General features: G+C 48.9%; 15 protein-coding genes. 12 read left to right on the forward strand and 3 right to left on the reverse strand.

Translation table 11 applies throughout. The annotated features are described in order from the left end of the window. Positions 1–31 precede the first annotated feature (31 nt). The 3 genes from nuoF to PUE40_RS01880 all read left to right on the forward strand — a co-directional run bounded on the left by nuoF (position 32) and on the right by PUE40_RS01880 (position 4,284). On the forward strand, positions 32–1,921 hold the full coding sequence (gene nuoF / locus PUE40_RS01870; protein WP_154553459.1) for an NADH-quinone oxidoreductase subunit NuoF: 1,890 nt from the start codon (positions 32–34) through the stop codon (positions 1,919–1,921). Between the two features lie 14 nt (positions 1,922–1,935). Next, positions 1,936–3,687: an NADH-dependent [FeFe] hydrogenase, group A6 gene (locus tag PUE40_RS01875; RefSeq protein ID WP_277671726.1), complete on the forward strand. Its 1,752-nt coding sequence runs from the start codon at positions 1,936–1,938 to the stop codon at positions 3,685–3,687. Positions 3,688–3,831: 144 nt separating this feature from the next. Beyond that, entirely contained in the window at positions 3,832–4,284 is a 453-nt protein-coding gene (locus PUE40_RS01880) for a COG2426 family protein (protein WP_235898144.1), read from the forward strand. A gap of 66 nt (positions 4,285–4,350) precedes the next feature. On the opposite strand, the gene PUE40_RS01885 is transcribed toward PUE40_RS01880, so the two are convergent. Next, a complete protein-coding gene (locus PUE40_RS01885; protein ID WP_277671727.1) occupies positions 4,351–5,169 on the reverse strand; it encodes a zinc dependent phospholipase C family protein in 819 nt (272 codons plus the stop codon). Between the two features lie 269 nt (positions 5,170–5,438). Here PUE40_RS01885 and buk point away from each other — a divergent pair, with 269 nt between their 5' ends. The 8 genes from buk to PUE40_RS01925 all read left to right on the forward strand — a co-directional run bounded on the left by buk (position 5,439) and on the right by PUE40_RS01925 (position 13,775). After that, a complete protein-coding gene (gene buk / locus PUE40_RS01890) occupies positions 5,439–6,500 on the forward strand; it encodes a butyrate kinase (protein ID WP_277671728.1) in 1,062 nt (353 codons plus the stop codon). 117 nt (positions 6,501–6,617) lie between these two features. After that, positions 6,618–7,802, forward strand: coding sequence for an aminotransferase-like domain-containing protein (locus PUE40_RS01895; RefSeq protein ID WP_154553463.1), 1,185 nt, complete (start codon positions 6,618–6,620; stop codon positions 7,800–7,802). A 33-nt stretch (positions 7,803–7,835) separates the two neighbouring features. Next, entirely contained in the window at positions 7,836–9,164 is a 1,329-nt protein-coding gene (locus PUE40_RS01900) for an MFS transporter (protein ID WP_277671729.1), read from the forward strand. 332 nt (positions 9,165–9,496) lie between these two features. Next, a complete protein-coding gene (gene nhaC, locus PUE40_RS01905) occupies positions 9,497–10,927 on the forward strand; it encodes a Na+/H+ antiporter NhaC (protein WP_277671730.1) in 1,431 nt (476 codons plus the stop codon). Between the two features lie 255 nt (positions 10,928–11,182). Continuing rightward, positions 11,183–11,380 (forward strand): 4Fe-4S dicluster domain-containing protein, encoded by a 198-nt coding sequence (locus tag PUE40_RS01910; protein WP_154553466.1) that lies wholly within the window; start codon positions 11,183–11,185, stop codon positions 11,378–11,380. Positions 11,381–11,402: 22 nt separating this feature from the next. Continuing rightward, a complete protein-coding gene (vorB, locus tag PUE40_RS01915) occupies positions 11,403–12,479 on the forward strand; it encodes a 3-methyl-2-oxobutanoate dehydrogenase subunit VorB (protein ID WP_154553467.1) in 1,077 nt (358 codons plus the stop codon). After that, positions 12,479–13,204, forward strand: a complete 726-nt coding sequence (locus tag PUE40_RS01920; protein WP_277671731.1) for a thiamine pyrophosphate-dependent enzyme — start codon at positions 12,479–12,481, stop codon at positions 13,202–13,204. Before vorB ends, PUE40_RS01920 begins: the two co-directional genes overlap by 1 nt. Before the next feature lie 16 nt (positions 13,205–13,220). Beyond that, a complete protein-coding gene (locus PUE40_RS01925) occupies positions 13,221–13,775 on the forward strand; it encodes a 2-oxoacid:acceptor oxidoreductase family protein (protein ID WP_154553469.1) in 555 nt (184 codons plus the stop codon). A gap of 134 nt (positions 13,776–13,909) precedes the next feature. Here the strand turns inward: PUE40_RS01925 and PUE40_RS01930 are convergent, their stop codons facing one another. Further along, positions 13,910–14,704, reverse strand: coding sequence for an IclR family transcriptional regulator (locus PUE40_RS01930; protein ID WP_154553470.1), 795 nt, complete (start codon positions 14,702–14,704; stop codon positions 13,910–13,912). Positions 14,705–14,944: 240 nt separating this feature from the next. Between PUE40_RS01930 and uraA the strand changes: the two genes are divergently transcribed. Beyond that, positions 14,945–16,213: a uracil permease gene (gene uraA / locus PUE40_RS01935; RefSeq protein ID WP_154553471.1), complete on the forward strand. Its 1,269-nt coding sequence runs from the start codon at positions 14,945–14,947 to the stop codon at positions 16,211–16,213. 95 nt (positions 16,214–16,308) lie between these two features. On the opposite strand, the gene lexA is transcribed toward uraA, so the two are convergent. Beyond that, positions 16,309–16,959 carry a transcriptional repressor LexA gene (gene lexA / locus PUE40_RS01940; RefSeq protein ID WP_154553472.1) on the reverse strand — a complete coding sequence of 217 codons (651 nt, stop codon included), beginning with the start codon at positions 16,957–16,959 and terminating at the stop codon, positions 16,309–16,311.

Below are 16,959 nucleotides of genomic sequence, written 5' to 3' on the forward strand. Positions count from 1 at the left end.
CAGTAATTGAAGACTGCAATGGAGGAAGATAATGAAATCATTAGAAGAACTCAAAGTCATTCGTGACCGGATGCAGAGTCAGATCGGTCCAAGATGCGGAGTGGGAGAAACAGCTCCGGAACATGTAGAAGGTGACGGTCCTGAGAAATTTATTATGGTTTGCGGCGGTACCGGATGTCATTCCGGCCACAGCCAGGAAGTTATGGATCGTTTTGAGAAACTGATTAAGGTAGCCGGCAAGGAAAAGGAATACAAGGTAATTCAGACCGGATGTCAGGGTCTCTGCGCAAAGGGCCCGATCGTAGTAATCCACCCGGGTGCCGTATTCTATGAAGAAGTGAATCCGGACAAGGCAGAAGTCATTTTCCGGGAACACGTGGAAGGCGGAAATGTTGCATCTAAGTACCTGCTTCGGGAAGAAAATGCCGACGGTACAAATGATGAAGATTTCAAGTTCTACAATAGACAGACCCGTATCGCACTTCGGAACTGCGGAATAATCGATCCGGAGAATATCGATGAATATATCGGAAGAGGCGGATATGAAGCGCTGGGACGTTCTCTGACTCAGATGTCCCCGGACGATGTCATTCAGGTAGTACTGGACAGCGGACTGAGAGGCCGTGGCGGTGCCGGATTCCCAACCGGAAAGAAGTGGAAATTTGCTTGCGGCAACAGAGGACAGGTTCAGAAGTACGTATGCTGTAACGCCGACGAAGGAGACCCGGGTGCGTTCATGGACCGTTCCATTCTGGAAGGTGACCCGCACAGCGTGCTGGAAGCAATGGCCATTGCCGGATACGCAATCGGCGCAGATCAGGGTTACATCTACGTTCGTGCAGAGTATCCAATCGCCGTAGATCGTCTCCGCATTGCAATTCGTCAGGCAAGAGAATACGGACTGCTGGGCAAGAACCTTTTCGGTACGGATTTCAATTTCGATATCGACCTGAGACTGGGTGCCGGCGCATTCGTTTGCGGTGAAGAAACCGCACTGATGACCTCCATCGAAGGAAACCGTGGAGAGCCTCATACCCGTCCGCCGTTCCCGGCAGTAAAGGGTCTGTTCCAGTCGCCAACTGTTCTGAACAACGTAGAGACATATGCAAATATTCCGGAAATCATCGTAAAGGGTGTGGATTGGTTCCGGTCCATGGGTACCGAAGGCTCAACGGGCACCAAGGTATTCGCTCTGGGCGGTAAGGTAAACAACACCGGTCTGGTAGAAGTTCCGATGGGAACTACACTGAGAGAAGTTATTGAAGAAATCGGCGGCGGTGTGCCAAAGGGCAAGAAGTTCAAGGCCGCACAGACCGGCGGTCCTTCCGGCGGATGTATCCCGGAAAAGTATTATGACATTCCAATCGATTACGAAACCCTGAAGAGCATCGGATGCATGATGGGTTCCGGCGGAATGATCGTAATGGACGAAGATAACTGCATGGTGGATATTGCGAAATTCTTCCTGGAATTCACCGTAAGTGAATCCTGCGGAAAATGTACTCCATGCCGTATCGGTACAAGACGTATGCTGGAAATTCTGACACGGATTACCGAAGGCAAAGGTGAGATGGAAGATCTGAACAAGCTGGAAGAGCTGGCAAAGTACATCCAGGCGAACTCTCTGTGCGGTCTGGGTCAGACTGCACCGAACCCGGTTCTGTCCACTTTGAGATTCTTCCGGGACGAGTATGTAGCGCATATTCAGGACAAGAAGTGTCCGGCCGGCGTATGTAAGGCTCTGTGCACATACGAAATCGATCCGGAGAAGTGTAAAGGATGCACACTGTGCGCAAGAAACTGCCCGGCGGATGCGATTACCGGTTCCGTGAAAGAACCGCATCACATCGATCCGGAGAAGTGCATCAAGTGTGGAGCATGTATGGATAACTGCCGTTTCGGCGCAGTGGTATTCAAGTAGTGGAGGTTACAGAAATGGGAGATATCAAATTAACAATCGATAATATTGAAGTCACAGTTCCGGAAGGCTCCACTCTTCTGGATGCTGCACATGCAGCCGGAATTGACATTCCGACTCTGTGCTATCTGAGAGACGTCAACGAAATTGGCGCCTGCAGAATGTGCCTGTGTGAAGTGGAGGGTGCCAGAGGTCTGGTAACCGCTTGTGCATTCCCGGTAAGTGACGGAATGGTGGCACACACCAATACCGAAAGACTGAGAGAATCCAGAAGAAAGACCCTGCAGCTGATCGTTTCCGATCACAACATGGACTGTCTGGCATGCGTAAGAAACAACAACTGCGAGCTGCAGAAGCTGTGCAAGCGCTACGGCGTGACAGATACGGATTACTATGCCGGAAAGAAGAATTCTTTTAGCGTAGATACCAGCTCCAAATCCATCGTCAGAGACAACAACAAATGTATTCTTTGCAGAAGATGCGTGGGAGCCTGCGAAAACCTTCAGGGAATCGGCGTAATCGGCGCAAACAACCGTGGATTCGATACATACATCGGAAGTACCTTTGACCTTCCGCTTGCAGAGACCAGTTGCGTAAACTGCGGACAGTGCGTGGCAGCTTGCCCGGTAGGTGCCCTCTATGAGAAGGATTCTACCGCTGAGGTTAAGGCTGCACTGGAAGATCCGGATAAGTTCGTTGTCGTTCAGGCAGCACCGTCCGTTCGTGTGGGTCTGGGCGAATGCTTCGGACTTCCGATCGGAACCGTTGTAGAAGGACAGATGTCCGCTGCACTGCACCGTCTGGGATTCGATCGCGTATTCGATACCAACTTCTCGGCAGATCTGACTATCCTGGAAGAGGCTCACGAACTGATTGATCGTGTTCAGAACGGCGGAGCACTGCCTCTGATTACCTCCTGCTCGCCGGGTTGGATTAAGTATTGCGAACACTACTATCCGGACCTGCTCCCGAACGTATCCAGCTGCAAATCTCCGCAGCAGATGTTCGGTGCGGTAGTAAAAACATACTACGCGGAAACCATGGGAATTCCGGTAGACAAGATTGTATCGGTATCCGTAATGCCATGTACCGCTAAGAAATTCGAGTGCGACAGACCGGACCAGGATGCGGCAGGCGTACAGGATGTGGATTACTCCCTGACCACCAGAGAACTGGGCAGCCTGATTAACGAAGCCGGCATCGACTTTGTCAACCTGCCGGAAATGCCGTACGACAGCCCTCTGGGCGACTACACCGGTGCGGGAGTCATCTTCGGTGCAACCGGTGGCGTTATGGAAGCGGCACTGAGAACGGCAGTGGAGACCATTACCGGCGAAGAGCTGGAATGCGTAGAATTTACCGATGTTCGTGGCGTAGAAGGTGTGAAGGAAGCATCCTACAACGTTGGCGGCCTGGAAGTGAACGTGGCAGTAGCCAGCGGTCTGGCCAATGCGAAGAAGGTTCTGGATGCAATCCGTTCCGGCGAGAAGAATTACACATTCGTGGAAATCATGGCATGTCCGGGCGGATGCGTCAACGGCGGTGGACAGCCAATTGTGGATTCCTCTGTCAGAAACTTCGTAGACGTTCGTGCACTTCGTGCAAAGGGACTGTACGAGCTGGACAAGAACAAGCCGCTGCGTAAATCTCACGAGAATCCGGAAATCATCGAACTGTACAAATCCTACTTCGGTGAACCGGGAAGCGAGAAGGCACACCATATTCTGCACACCAAGTATGTGGAGAGAAAGGTGAACAAGGACTTCTAGAATCCGGTGAAGCGAATTGGATTTTCATAAAAGAATTAAGGGAAAGGGAACTGCGAAAGCGGTTCCCTTTTTTCATCAAAACAACTTGAAACGGTCATTTTCCTGTGATAAGATTTCTCTTGTTATTGTATAAGGAGGATAATTTTGAGAGTTGCACTTACAACATTATTAATGGCGATGGTGCCGGTCATAGAGCTTCGAGGGGCTATTCCATATGGCGTAGTGGAAGGTCTCAGCGTGAGTCAAGCGTTGATTCTTTCGATTATCGGAAACCTGATTCCGGTTCCGGCGTTGATTATTTTTACCAAGAGAGTGTTCGCGTGGCTGCGAACCAAAAGTGAAGGCTTGAACGCTTTTGTGTGCAAGATGGAAGCGAAGGCGGAATCCAAGAAGGAAACCGTGGAGAAATACGAGTTTTTCGGATTGATGCTGTTGGTGGCGATACCGTTGCCGGGAACCGGTGCCTGGACGGGCTGTTTGGTGGCGGCCATGATGGAGCTGGATTTCAAGAAGGCCTTCCCGGCGGTGGTTCTGGGAGTTGTAATTGCCGGATTGATCGTATCCTGGCTGACTTTCGGCGTGAAGATGATTGCTTAGGATTTGAAAACAGAAAACAATATGAAAAGCACTGCCGCAGAGGCAGTGCTTTTTGCGTGGAGCATTTTATTCAGGAAGTACCCCTAAATAATTCAAATCAAATGTTTCGTCCAGCGGTGTATCCAGCAGGACGTGATTCATAAAGGAATCCATTTCTGCGGAGGCCGGCATAACGGATTTGTTCAGGGTGTCGAAGAGCTTCACACTGCTGACGGAGGTTCGTCTTTCGTCTCCGTCTCGGTAGATCATATCTCGGCGGCTCTGAATGGCCCTGCTGGGAACGGCAGAAAGAATCCGATAGGTGGCATTTCTTGTAGCGGTATTGGGGCGGCTGAACAGGGTCAGTACCCGATTCATGGTCTCAAGGGCTTCCTGAGTATTTCGGCGGTTCGTGCTCTCGTAGAATCCGGATATAAGCTCGTCGATTTTCTTAGAGTGGGGGAAAACTCGGTCCAGGTTCACCTTTCGAGGGGATTTGCGGCAGATTCCGAGGATATAGCTGTCGAAGTCCCGTTCAATCTTCGCATGGGTCTGGCCGGTTTCTTTCATGAATTCCGATATCAGAGGGTGGCATGCGGCGTCCAGAATAAAATGAGTGACGCATCCCAACACGTAACTGTACGTTTCGGGTGATGGGTTCTTTCGGAGGATTCCGGTCGCGCGTTCAAAGAAATCCCTCCCGGCAGAGTGGTGAATCTGACGGCCTTCCCGGCTCAAGCGATTGCTGTGCCAAGGGCGATAGAATGCCAGAAAATCCGGACCGTGAAGGCCTATCATGTAGGCGTCGATGCTGGTTGCATTGGAATTGATGATATCTTTCGCATCACCCGGCATTACCCGAATGACTTCTTTTCCAAAATAATAATGGGCGTAATGCGATGGCATGGGAGCCTCCTTTTTTCTGTGTATTAACATCATTATAGCCGAGATGGAGCAAAACCGCAATAATTCGGCATTTGTTGAGACGCAATTAACATTTTTGAACGTTATCGAAGAAGAATTTATTCTTTTTTTATGATGGTGAAATAATAGACATTCTTCTGAATTGACATCAAGGGGTGGAAATATTATAATTATTGCGAAAACAGAATACTGTTCCATTCAATAGAACATAAAGTTCGTAAAACCATACGTCATTCACAAGGAGGATGCGAATGAAAATACTGATTATTAATCCGGGTGGCACCAGCACCAAGATTGCAGTATTTGAAGATGATCAAGAACTCTTCAAAGCGTCAATCGACCACACTGCCGAGGAGCTGAAACCGTACACACATGTTTTTGACGAATTTGAGTACCGGAAGAACCTGATTGTAAAGACCGTGGAAGAAGCCGGATATTCGATTCCAGACTTTGGTTGTGTTGCCGGAAGAGGCGGTCTCTGCCGGCCGGTAGAGGGCGGTACCTATGCGGTAAACGATCGCATGATTGAAGACTTCAGAAATGCGGTATGCGGTGAGCATGCATCGAACCTCGGTGCGGTAATCGCGAAGTCCATCGGCGACGAAATCGGCGTACCTTCATTCATTGTCGACCCAGTGGCAGTGGATGAAATGATGGATAAGGCAAGAATCACCGGTCTTGCGGAACTGGAGCGTCCGGCTTGGTTCCATGCACTGAACCATAAGGCAGTTGCCAGATCCATTGCCGGTAAGATTGGAAAGAAGTACGAGGACTGCAACTTCATCGTTGCCCACCTGGGATCCGGAATTTCCATCTGTGCCCACAAGAAGGGAAAGATGGTGGATGGTTCCGGCGGCCGCACCAACGGTCCGTTCTCCCCGGAGCGCTGCGGTTCTCTGCCGACCTATCCGCTGGTTCAGCTCTGTTATTCCGGTAAGTACACGGAATCCGAAATGGTAGACAAAATCAGCAAATTCGCCGGCATGTATGATTTCCTGGGAACGAAAGATTCCAGAGAGATTGAGAAGCGCATTGAAGAAGGAGACGGAAAGGCAGCTCTGGTATATGATGCATTCATCTATGAGACTGCAAAGGAAATCTGCTCCTATATTCCGGCATTTGACGAACCGGTGGACCGGATCATCGTTACCGGAGGAATTGCTCACTCCAAGAAGGTGACATCGGAACTTCAGCGTATGACCCAGAACGTTGCACCGATGGAAGTCGTTGCGGGTGAGTATGAGATGATTGCTCTGGCACTGGGCGCACTTCGTGTAATGAGCGGAGAAGAGCCGTCAAGAGAGTACAAGTAGAAATAACCGTGAATTAGATAAACCATAATACCCATAATAGATTAACCAAAAAATAGACCATTTATAATTACCCATAATTAAATTAACCATTATAAGTTGTAGTAGGAGGATGAAGACATGAGTTTTTCGAAGAGAATGAGCCGCATTAAACCGTCCGGTATCCGCGCAGTGCAGAAGAGAATTGCCGGAAAGTCGGATATGATCTCTTTCGCAGCAGGTCTGCCGGATCCGGCACTGTACCCGCTGGAAGATCTGAGAAAAGCCGCAGACACCATGCTGGAAAAAGAAGGTGCTACTGCCTTCGCATACGGCCTGACAAAGGGTTACGGCCCTCTGCTGGACTACCTGACAGATCGTATGAACAACAGAGAGCACGTAGAATGCACAAAGGAAAACATCTGCATTCTGTCCGGATCTCAGCAGGGTTTGGGGCTGGCAGCAATGACCTTCCTGGACGAAGGAGATGTGGTAATCACAGAGAACCCGAGCTACCTGGGTGCCATCAACGCATTCCGTCCATATGGTGCAGAATTTGTCGGTGTTGATACCGATGATGATGGTATCGTAATCGAAGACCTGGAGAGAGCTCTGGAAGAAAATCCAAAAACAAAAATGATCTACGTGATTCCGAACTTCCAGAACCCAACCGGCAAGGCTTGGACGCTGGAGAGAAGAGAACGCTTCATGGAAGTGGTTGCAAAGTACGATGTTGCTGTTGTAGAAGACAACCCTTACGGCGACCTGAGATTCAAGGGCGAGCCGCTGCCGCACCTACGTGCACTGGACAAAAAGGGTCAGGTCATCTATCTGGGATCTTTCTCCAAGATTCTGAGCCCGGGCATGAGAGTTGCTTGGACATGCGCTTCCAAGGAAGTGGCTACCGCATTTGAATCTCTGAAAGAAACCAACGACCTACAGAGCCCGGAACTGACACAGATGCTGACATACTATTATCTGAAGATGTTCGATCTGGAAAAGCACATTGAGGAGATTCAGGTAGTATACAAAGAACGCTGCGAGCTGATGGTAGAGATGATTCAGAAATACTTCCCGGCAGAAATTAAGTACACCGATCCGGAAGGCGGAATGTTCCTGTGGTTGGAACTGCCGGAAGGTCTGGACAGCGATGCGATTCTGGATGATGCATTGGCTGCGGGAATTGCATACATTCCGGGTGAGTCTTTCTTCTCCTTCGATGGAGTGAAGAACACCATCCGTATGAACTTCACAATGGTGAAGGACGATCAGATTCGCGACGGTATCCGGATTCTGGGGGATGTATTCCGGAAGCACATCGGATAAAAGCGATTGCGCGAAATAGAAGGGAGAGCAACTATGAAAAATACTAATTACATTAAGATGAGTAAGCTTCGGCTGACAATCGCTATGCTGGCGCTGGGTGCCGGCTGGGCTATCGTTTACCTGGTGCCGTATCTTCAGTACACCTGGTACGAACCGTTCCGCGAATTCTTGGATATTTCCGGAACAAAGATGAGTTTTCTGCTTTCCATTTACGGACTGGGAAACGTATTCCTGGCACCGATTGGGGGATGGTTCGCAGACCGCTTCAACTATAAGACGATTTACTTGATTTCCATCGTGCTGAACGTGGTATTTGCGGTAGGCTTCCTACTGAATCCGCATTCCTACGTGTGGTGCATTGCAATGTGGATCGGTTTCGCTGTGGCGTCTCTGATGTTCAACTTCCCGACACAGATTAAGATTATTCGTATGATGTGGCCGGAAAATGAACAGGGAAGAGCATACGGTTTTAACGAAACATGCATCGGCATCTTCAATGTCATCGAGTCTTCTCTGATGATGGTGGCATTCCAGTATGCAGGAGAAGGGGACATGGGAATTAAGGCAACCGTTATTGCCAACATCGCAATGTCCGTTGTCATTTTCGTGGCACTGTACTTTGTTATTCCGAATCCGACCAAGGAAATGCTGGAGGCAAGCAGAGCAGAAGCGGCTGCCAGCAAGAAGGATAAGGAGAACCACAATGCGGTAAAGGAAGTACTGTCGGTATTTGCTCATAAGGAAACCTGGATGTTCGCATTCTGTATCTTTGCAGTGTATTCCTTCATGACGACACTGACATATTTCACCCCGTACTTCTCAGACGTACTGGGTATTCCGGTTGTTATCGCCGGATGGGCGGCAATCTTCAGACAGTACGGCTGCCAGGTGCTTGGAGCACCGGTAGGCGGAGAGATTGCAACCAGATTGAAATCTCAGTCCAAGAATCTGATTATCGTGTATGTAGTGGCAATTATCGGATTGCTGTACATGCTGTTCGGTGCAAACGAGAATTCCTCCGTTCCATTCGTTATATTCGTGGTAATCGGACTTTCCTTCGTTTGCTACGGCGGCAGAGGATACTATGCGGTTATTGAGGAATGCGGAATTCCTGCATCGGTTACCGCAACCACCACCGGTGTAGCGGCGATTCTGGGATTCTCTCCGGACATCTTCCAGTTCACCTTGTTCAGCCACTGGCTGGATACTCTGCCGGCAATTGATGCGTACACCAAAATGTTTACATTCCAGCTGGTAGTTGTAATCCTTGGATTGCTGGATGCAATTCTGATTATCCGTCTGCACAAGCGGAATCAGGCGCGTCTTGCAGAGGGCAAGGATGTGGAATATAACGGGAAATAAGCGTTAAATGATGAATTAAGCAAGCCCTATAACGACACGGAAAAGTGCGGTCTTCTGCGGAAGATCGCATTTTTCTTTTATTTTTATGGAAAGGGCACAAAATCCGATGCTATAAAAACTTTTAAATCAAAATTTGAAATGAATTAAACCCATAATTTGCAAGGAGTACAGCAAAATTCATCTCGGATTGGAAAAGTGAAATTAATAATATGTGTTTTGAACTTGTCGTTGTTATGCTATAATTTGGTCACAAAATAGAACAATGTTCTAATTTCATGGGGCGAGAATGGATGACTCTCCCCCCACGGTGCAATTAAGAGGAGGAGAGAACAATGGAAAAGAAGAATCGGATTGCAGACGGAAATCCACATACGCCAAATTTGGGAATATCCTTGATTCCAATCGTTGCGATATTTGTATTGCTCTATGGGTCGTTGAGAATATTCCATTTGGATGTACAGATTCCGCTGATTTTTGCGTCCATCATCGCCGCATTTATCGCCGTGGTAATCCTGAAGAATAAATGGGATACTATCGAGAAGGGTATTATCGATTCCATTCAGAACGCCATGCAGGCGATTCTGATTGCGTGTTTTATCGGAATGATTATCGGATCCTGGATTGCCGGGGGCATCGTACCGTCATTGATTTACTACGGACTGAAAATTCTGTCGCCGAAGTTTTTCTTGGTCACCTGTTTGCTGGTATGTTCCATCGTAGCGGTGGCAACGGGAAGCGCCTGGACCACCGCGGGAACCTTGGGCGTTGCCATGGTGGGCATCGGTTCCGGAATGGGAATTCCGCCGGCGGTGACGGCCGGTGCGGTGGTATCCGCAGCGTACTTTGGGGATAAGATGTCTCCGTTCTCGGATACTACGAACCTGGCTCCGGCGGTATCGGGAACCACGCTGTTTGCCCACATCCGGCACATGGTATACACCGCGGGAACCAGCTATGCCCTTGCAATTATCGGCTACACGGTTCTGAATACCCGATTCTCCGGAGAAGTTTCTTCGGAGTCGGATATTTCCGCCGTGCTGGTATCCCTCAAAGAGCAGTTCGTGATTTCACCGCTGCTTGTGCTTCCGCTGCTGCTGCTGATTCTCATGATTTGTTTCAAAATTCCGGCTATTCCGGGACTGGTAGCCAGCATGCTTCTGGGCGTAATCTGCGCTCTTCTGGTGCAGGGACAGGGCATAGAGGAAATCGGTACCGTACTGAGCTACGGATACTCCTGCGAGACCGGAAACAAGGCGTTGGACGAGCTTTTGTCCAAGGGCGGACTGCAGAATATGATGTGGACCGTTTCGTTGATCCTATGTTCCCTGACCTTCGGAGGCATCATGCACAGCTCCGGTATGCTGGCATGCATCGCGAACCACATCCTGAAGGTGGCGAAGGGAACCGGAGGGCTGATTACCGCAACGGGTATTACCGCAGTGTTCGTGAACCTGGTATGCGGAGAGCAGTACCTGTCCATTCTGCTGACCGGAAGAATGTATAAAGACGAGTATGAAAAGAGGGATTTGGCACCGCAGAATCTGTCCCGAACGCTGGAAGATTTCGGAACGATGACGTCCCCGCTGATTCCGTGGACGACCTGCGCGGTGGCCATGAGTACGTATTTGAACGTGCCGACACTGGACTACCTACCATACTGTTTCTTGAATCTCGTAAACCCGCTGGTGGCCATCGTATTTGCTTTTACGGGCTTTACCATTCGGAAGAGAAGTCAGGTGACCCCGGAAGATATACTGGAATGATAGGCATATCATAAACGAGGACAGGTGTTCTTGCTTTAATGGCGCAGGACATCTGTCCTTTTTCAGTAGACTGATTCATGGGGGCGATGAAATAGGGGATAAAAGAAAAATAGGAAAAATCGTACTACCGGTTGACGCGAACTTGGTGGAGATGCTATAATAAGGAAATTATAGAACGTCGTTCTATAGAATGAAACAGACTAAAAAGATATTTCTTTAAGAATGCGAAAATTGTTGGAAAGGACGGTTCTGATCATGGAGAAAATCAAGTTGAACGTTGAACATTGCAAAGGTTGCTATCTTTGCATTGCCAACTGCAAGCCTGGTGCTTTGAGTGTATCATCGGAGGTGAACGCAAAGGGTTATCTGGTACCGCAGGTGGATTCGGAGAAGTGCGTACAGTGTGGATGTTGCTACACCATGTGCCCGGATCTGGTTTTCGAAATTTTATAGGTTGTAAGGAGGATACGACATTATGGAAAAAAGAATCATGAAGGGCAACGAGGCGATGGCAGAAGGTGCCATCCGTGGTGGTTGTCGTTTTTATGCGGGATATCCGATTACTCCACAGTCTGAAATTCTGCAGTGGATGTCTTGGAGACAGAAGGAAGTAGGCGGAGTATTCATTCAGGGTGCTTCCGAAATCGAAAGTGTTAATATGACCTTCGCAGCTCGCTGCCTGGGTTCCCGTGCTTTCACTTCCACATCCGGTCCGGGATTCTCCCTGTATCAGGAAGGAATCGCTTACTGGGTATCCGCTGAAATCCCATGCGTAGTAGCATGCGTTCAGCGTTTTGGAATTGGTGATGGTTTCATTTCTGCAGGTCAGGATAATTACTGGCAGGCAGTAAAGTGCGGTGGAAACGGTGACTACCACCTGATCGTACTGGCACCGAACTCCGTTCAGGAATCTTGTGATATGGCTTATGAGGCATTTGAGTTGGCAGAGAAGTATCGTCACCCGGTATGTCTGCTGTCTGACGGAACTATCGGACAGATGATGGAGCCGGTGGTTCTTCCAGAAATGAAGGAATACGGTCTGGACGACCTGGATTGGACTATCAGTGGTGTTAAACCGGGCGAAGACCACAAGGTTGCAACCGACGTAACCTACTTCGAGCCGGTTCAGGAATGGAACCACAAATACCTGGCAAAGATGAGAAAGATCTCGGAAGAAGAGCAGAGATGGGAAAGCTTCCAGGTTGAGGATGCCGACGTTGTACTGGTTGCATACGGCATTTCCTCCAGAGTGGCACAGGAAGCAGTTACCAGAGCGAGAGAAGAAGGCTTCAAGCTGGGTCTGATTCGTCCGATTACGCTGTGGCCGTTTCCAAGCAAGGCATTCGACGCAATTCCGGAAACCTGCAAGGGTATCGTAACGGTCGAAGTGAACATGATGGGACAGATGCGTGAGGACGTAATTATTCATACTAAAGGAAAGTTCAATACATATGCCATGACAGTAGACGAACCGAGAATCCATACCGTAGACGAGGTTATGGCGTTTGCGAAAGAAGTCTTCGAAGGCAAGGACGAAGAGGAGGTATACTAATGGCTACAAAGAAAGCACCTGAGTTATTTTATGATGAGAGCCGTTTCTGCGGCGGATGCGGCCACGGAATCTTCAACAGAATTCTTGCAGAAGTTCTGGAGGAGATGGACATCGTAAGCGACACCATCATTTGCTCCGATATCGGTTGTAACCACCAGTTCCAGTTCTGGATGAACGTGGATGCCATCGTTCCGCCACACGGAAAGATGGGTGCGGCACTCACCGCAATGAAGAGAGTTCGTCCGGACAAAAACATCCTTACCATCGCCGGAGATGGCGGTGCGTATGCAATCGGTCTGGGAGAGACTACATCCGCAGCGCTGAGAAACGAGAACGTGACCATGTTCGTAATGAACAACACCGTATTCGGCATGACCGGCGGACAGCTGGCTCCGACCACAATGATTGGTCAGAAGACGGCATCCACACCGTCAGGAAGAAACTTCGTTGATAACGGTGAGAATACCGATGTATTCAAACTGATGAAGGGCATGGATATCGCTTATCTGGCTCGTACATCCGTGACCAGCCCGGCAAACATCAACCGTACCAAAAAGGCGGTACGGAAAGCAATTGAGAAACAGCAGGCCGGAAAAGGTTTCTCCTTGGTAGAAGTACTGGTACCATGCCCGACAAACTGGCACATGTCACCGGTAGATTCCATGAAGCACATCGATGAAGTGGTTTCTAAGGTATATGAACTTGGCGAAGTAATTGACAGATAAGAAGGGGGAACAAAAGATGGTTAGACGTATTATCTGCGTAGGACTGGGCGGACAGGGTGTCCTGACAGTTGGTAAACTCCTTATGGAAGCAGCTGTAGACAAGAACCTGCAGTGCACTTGGACCTGCAAATACGGAAATGAAATGCGTGGCGGATATTCCGAATGCAACGTAATTATCAGTGATGAGAAGATTGCTTCTCCATATGCGGATCATCCGGATATCGTATTCCTGATGAAGAACGACGGTCCGGTGGTAGAGGCTTCTGTAGAAAGATACGAAGCAGCAATGCCGAAGGATGGCGTAATGTACATCAATAAGAACGCTCTGGATCAGGACGTAAAGCGTCGTGAAGACGTTCGTGTCGTTGAGATTCCGGCAACGGATATCGCAACGGAGCAGGGAAGAGGCGGAAATGCCAACCTGGTTCTTCTGGGTAAACTGGCTTCCGAATCCGGCCTGTTCACTTATGACGAGTTCGAAGCGTCCATGTGCAAGTACTTTGAATCCCATGGAAAGGGCAAGTTCAACGAAGGCAACAAGAAAATGCTGGCTGCCGGAAAGAATGCTTAACGGAATGCTTCACTGGAGTGTTTTGAAATAGTGTTTTAACGGTAATAGGGTAGGAGTCCTTGAGATTCCTACCCTATTATCGTGCTTTTTGTACAAAAGAAAACGGCGCCGCGGCTTCCCGCAGCGTCGCTGAATTACAGATAAACCTCCCGGGTAATCCGGGCACTGACTTCCTTCATCAAAGTAATTTTTTCTTCGAAATGCTCTCCCTTGACTCTGGATTTCGGACCGGAAATACTGATGGCCGCAACGGCATTTCCGTGACCGTTCAGCACCGGAACCCCCAGGCAGTACAGTCCGATTTCTCGTTCTTCCGCATCCACCGCATATCCCTGGTACCGAACCAGCTCCAATTCTTTCATCAAATCCTCGTAGTTGGTGATGGTATGTTCCGTAAACGGGGTGAATTCCGCATTCTTATATACATCCAGGTTCACATTTTCGGAGAATGCCAGAAGGCACTTCCCGAGAGACGCACAATAGCACTCTGTTTGATTGGAGATTTTCCGTGAAAGTCCTAGATTGTGGGTGGATTCAATGGTGATAAGGGGAACGTTCGCGTACATTCCGTCCCATTCCTGTTCCAGAATTCCGTATGTAACGCATTCTCCATAGGCATCGCTGATTTCCTGCAGCAGCGGCCGCACGCTCTCGGTGATGATATCGTTGTGGGGAAGGGTGCTGTAGGCATACAGCTTCGGTCCGATGGAATACTGATCGGAATTCTTGTTCTGAACGACGTATCCACGATTCTCCAGCGTGGCCAGAGTGCGAAATACGGTACTTTTATATATGTCTAAATCTTTGCTGATCTGGGAAATGGATGTATCGTTTCCCTGACGAAAGAGATATTCTAAGATGTCAATGCTTCGATCCACCGAATTGATGATGACGGATTTGGCGGATTCCTTTTCTTTCTTTTCTTTCATAATCTACCTCTACTCTACCGCGGAGTTCGCAGCATCTGCACACAAAAATATATCCATATTATACCGTGTTTTTCCTTATTCTTCAATGGTTTCAGGACCGTCTCAAGGTGAAAATATCATCACAATTACCCAATGCAATTATATATTGGATGACCGGATTTTATTGTAGGAAATTCGTTCCGGTACATGTATAATAAGTAGCGGAAATATATTGTTATAGATTGTTTGATTGGAGAAACGATGAGCGACAGAAGAATTATTCAAGTGAATGAGAAGGTCCCGCTTCGGATGGGAATTCCGTTAAGTATTCAGCACACCTTTGCCATGTTCAGTGCATCGGTTCTGGTTCCGTATATCCTGGGAATCAGTCCGGCCATTGCGCTTCTCATGAACGGCATCGGTACTTTGCTGTTTATTCTGATTACTAAGGGGAAGGCGCCGGCATATCTGGGATCCAGTTTTGCCTTCATCTCCCCGGCACTGATTGTTATCAATAAGATGGGATACGAATACGCATTGGGCGGATTCATCGTCACCGGCATTATTTTCATGGCAGTAGCCATTCTCATCAAGTATGTGGGTGTGGATTGGATTGATGTCATCCTGCCGCCGGCGGCGATGGGACCGGTAGTGGCGCTGATCGGACTGGAACTGGCGAGCAATGCGGCGTCCAACGGCGGAATTGTCAAATCCGAAGGATACGATCGCATCGATCCTCATCTGGTCATCGTATTCCTGGTGACGCTGGCTTTTGCCGTTATTGGCCAGGTGCTGTATCGAGGATTCGCATCGGCAATCGCTATTTTGATTGCCATCATCATCGGCTATATCGTGGCGCTGCTTTTGGGTATTGTGGATTTCACTCCGCTTCAAACCCAGTCCTGGATAGCTATGCCGAATTTCACCGCACCGAAATTCAGTCTGCAGGCGATTCTGGTTATCATCCCCGCATCGCTGGTGGTGATTTCGGAACACATCGGCCATCAGGTGGTAACCTCGGAAATCATCGACAAAGACCTTTTGAAGGATCCGGGACTGCACCGTTCTCTCTTTGCGGACGGTTTATCCACCACGCTTTCCGGTTTCTGCGGTTCTGTGCCGACCACCACTTACGGTGAGAACATCGGCGTCATGGCCATTACAAAGGTATACAGCGTATGGGTCATCGGCGGTGCGGCGGTATTCTCCATTTTCCTTTCGTTTATCGGAAAGGCTTCCGGTTTGATTGAAACCATTCCGGCACCGGTAATGGGCGGCGTCAGCTTCCTGCTGTACGGAATGATCGGTGCGTCCGGCATTCGGTTGATGGTGGATGCCAAAGTGGATTATTCCAAAGCCCGGAATCTTGCTATGACCTCGGTCATTTTCGTCACCGGACTTTCCGGCGCGTATATCAAAATCGGTTCCGCCACGCTGCAGGGCATGAGCCTGGCCGCTCTGGTTGGAATGGCTCTGGGACTGACGTTCTACGTTCTGGATCGGTTCAAATTGACCAACGATTACGAATAAAGAATGGTTAAAAAAGAATAAAAAAATGGACTTTTGATGTTTCAAAAGTCCATTTTTAATATTTCTGCAATTTCCGGTAATGCGTGCATTCCGGTTTAGCTCAGGTAACGGAATACGCCTTCCACCTTTCCGATGATGGTGCAGTCCGGCACAATGATGGGTTCCATCTCGTCGTTCTCCGGCTGGAGCCGGATGTGCCCGTCTTCTCGATAGAATCTTTTTACCGTGGCTTCTGCCTCGAATTCCCCTTCAATCATAGCCACCACGATATCCCCGTTTCGAGCTTCGTGTTCTTCCTTGACGATGATATAATCCCCGTCATTGATTCCGCTGTTAATCATGCTGTTGCCGTGAACGGAAAGGATGAAATTGTTGCCTTTTCCCAGGAATCGTGCAGGGAAGGGAACGTATTCATCGATATTCTGCTCCGACAGAATCGGAGTGCCGGCAGCAACCCGCCCGATAATCGGAATCAGGGTCGTATTGGTGTCGTCAATGGATGTCGGGATGTCGTTATGCGGTTCCGGCGGATTCCGATCCACCACAACCAAAGCCCGAGGTTTGCTGGGATCCTTTCGAATCAAGCCTTTTTCCTCCAGTACTTTCAGATCTTTAAAAACCGTAGAGGTGGATTTGATATCCAATGCGGCACAGATTTCCCGAACAGTTGGAGGAAAACAGCGCTCCCGTATGGTATCCTTCATGTACTGCAGGATTTTTTCCTGTCTTTCCTCACACTTTTTCAT

The organism is Mogibacterium kristiansenii (assembly GCF_029224645.1).
Classification (GTDB): domain Bacteria; phylum Bacillota; class Clostridia; order Peptostreptococcales; family Anaerovoracaceae; genus Mogibacterium_A; species Mogibacterium_A kristiansenii.

Coding starts and splice junctions, on each gene's coding strand:
- nuoF (WP_154553459.1), top strand. CDS start 32: ATGAAATCATTAGAAGAACTCAAAGTCATTCGTGACCGGATGCAGAGT.
- PUE40_RS01875 (WP_277671726.1), top strand. CDS start 1,936: ATGGGAGATATCAAATTAACAATCGATAATATTGAAGTCACAGTTCCG.
- PUE40_RS01885 (WP_277671727.1), bottom strand. CDS start 5,169: ATGCCATCGCATTACGCCCATTATTATTTTGGAAAAGAAGTCATTCGG.
- buk (WP_277671728.1), top strand. CDS start 5,439: ATGAAAATACTGATTATTAATCCGGGTGGCACCAGCACCAAGATTGCA.
- PUE40_RS01895 (WP_154553463.1), top strand. CDS start 6,618: ATGAGTTTTTCGAAGAGAATGAGCCGCATTAAACCGTCCGGTATCCGC.
- PUE40_RS01900 (WP_277671729.1), top strand. CDS start 7,836: ATGAAAAATACTAATTACATTAAGATGAGTAAGCTTCGGCTGACAATC.
- nhaC (WP_277671730.1), top strand. CDS start 9,497: ATGGAAAAGAAGAATCGGATTGCAGACGGAAATCCACATACGCCAAAT.
- PUE40_RS01910 (WP_154553466.1), top strand. CDS start 11,183: ATGGAGAAAATCAAGTTGAACGTTGAACATTGCAAAGGTTGCTATCTT.
- vorB (WP_154553467.1), top strand. CDS start 11,403: ATGGAAAAAAGAATCATGAAGGGCAACGAGGCGATGGCAGAAGGTGCC.
- PUE40_RS01920 (WP_277671731.1), top strand. CDS start 12,479: ATGGCTACAAAGAAAGCACCTGAGTTATTTTATGATGAGAGCCGTTTC.
- PUE40_RS01925 (WP_154553469.1), top strand. CDS start 13,221: ATGGTTAGACGTATTATCTGCGTAGGACTGGGCGGACAGGGTGTCCTG.
- PUE40_RS01930 (WP_154553470.1), bottom strand. CDS start 14,704: ATGAAAGAAAAGAAAGAAAAGGAATCCGCCAAATCCGTCATCATCAAT.
- uraA (WP_154553471.1), top strand. CDS start 14,945: ATGAGCGACAGAAGAATTATTCAAGTGAATGAGAAGGTCCCGCTTCGG.
- lexA (WP_154553472.1), bottom strand. CDS start 16,959: ATGAAAAAGTGTGAGGAAAGACAGGAAAAAATCCTGCAGTACATGAAG.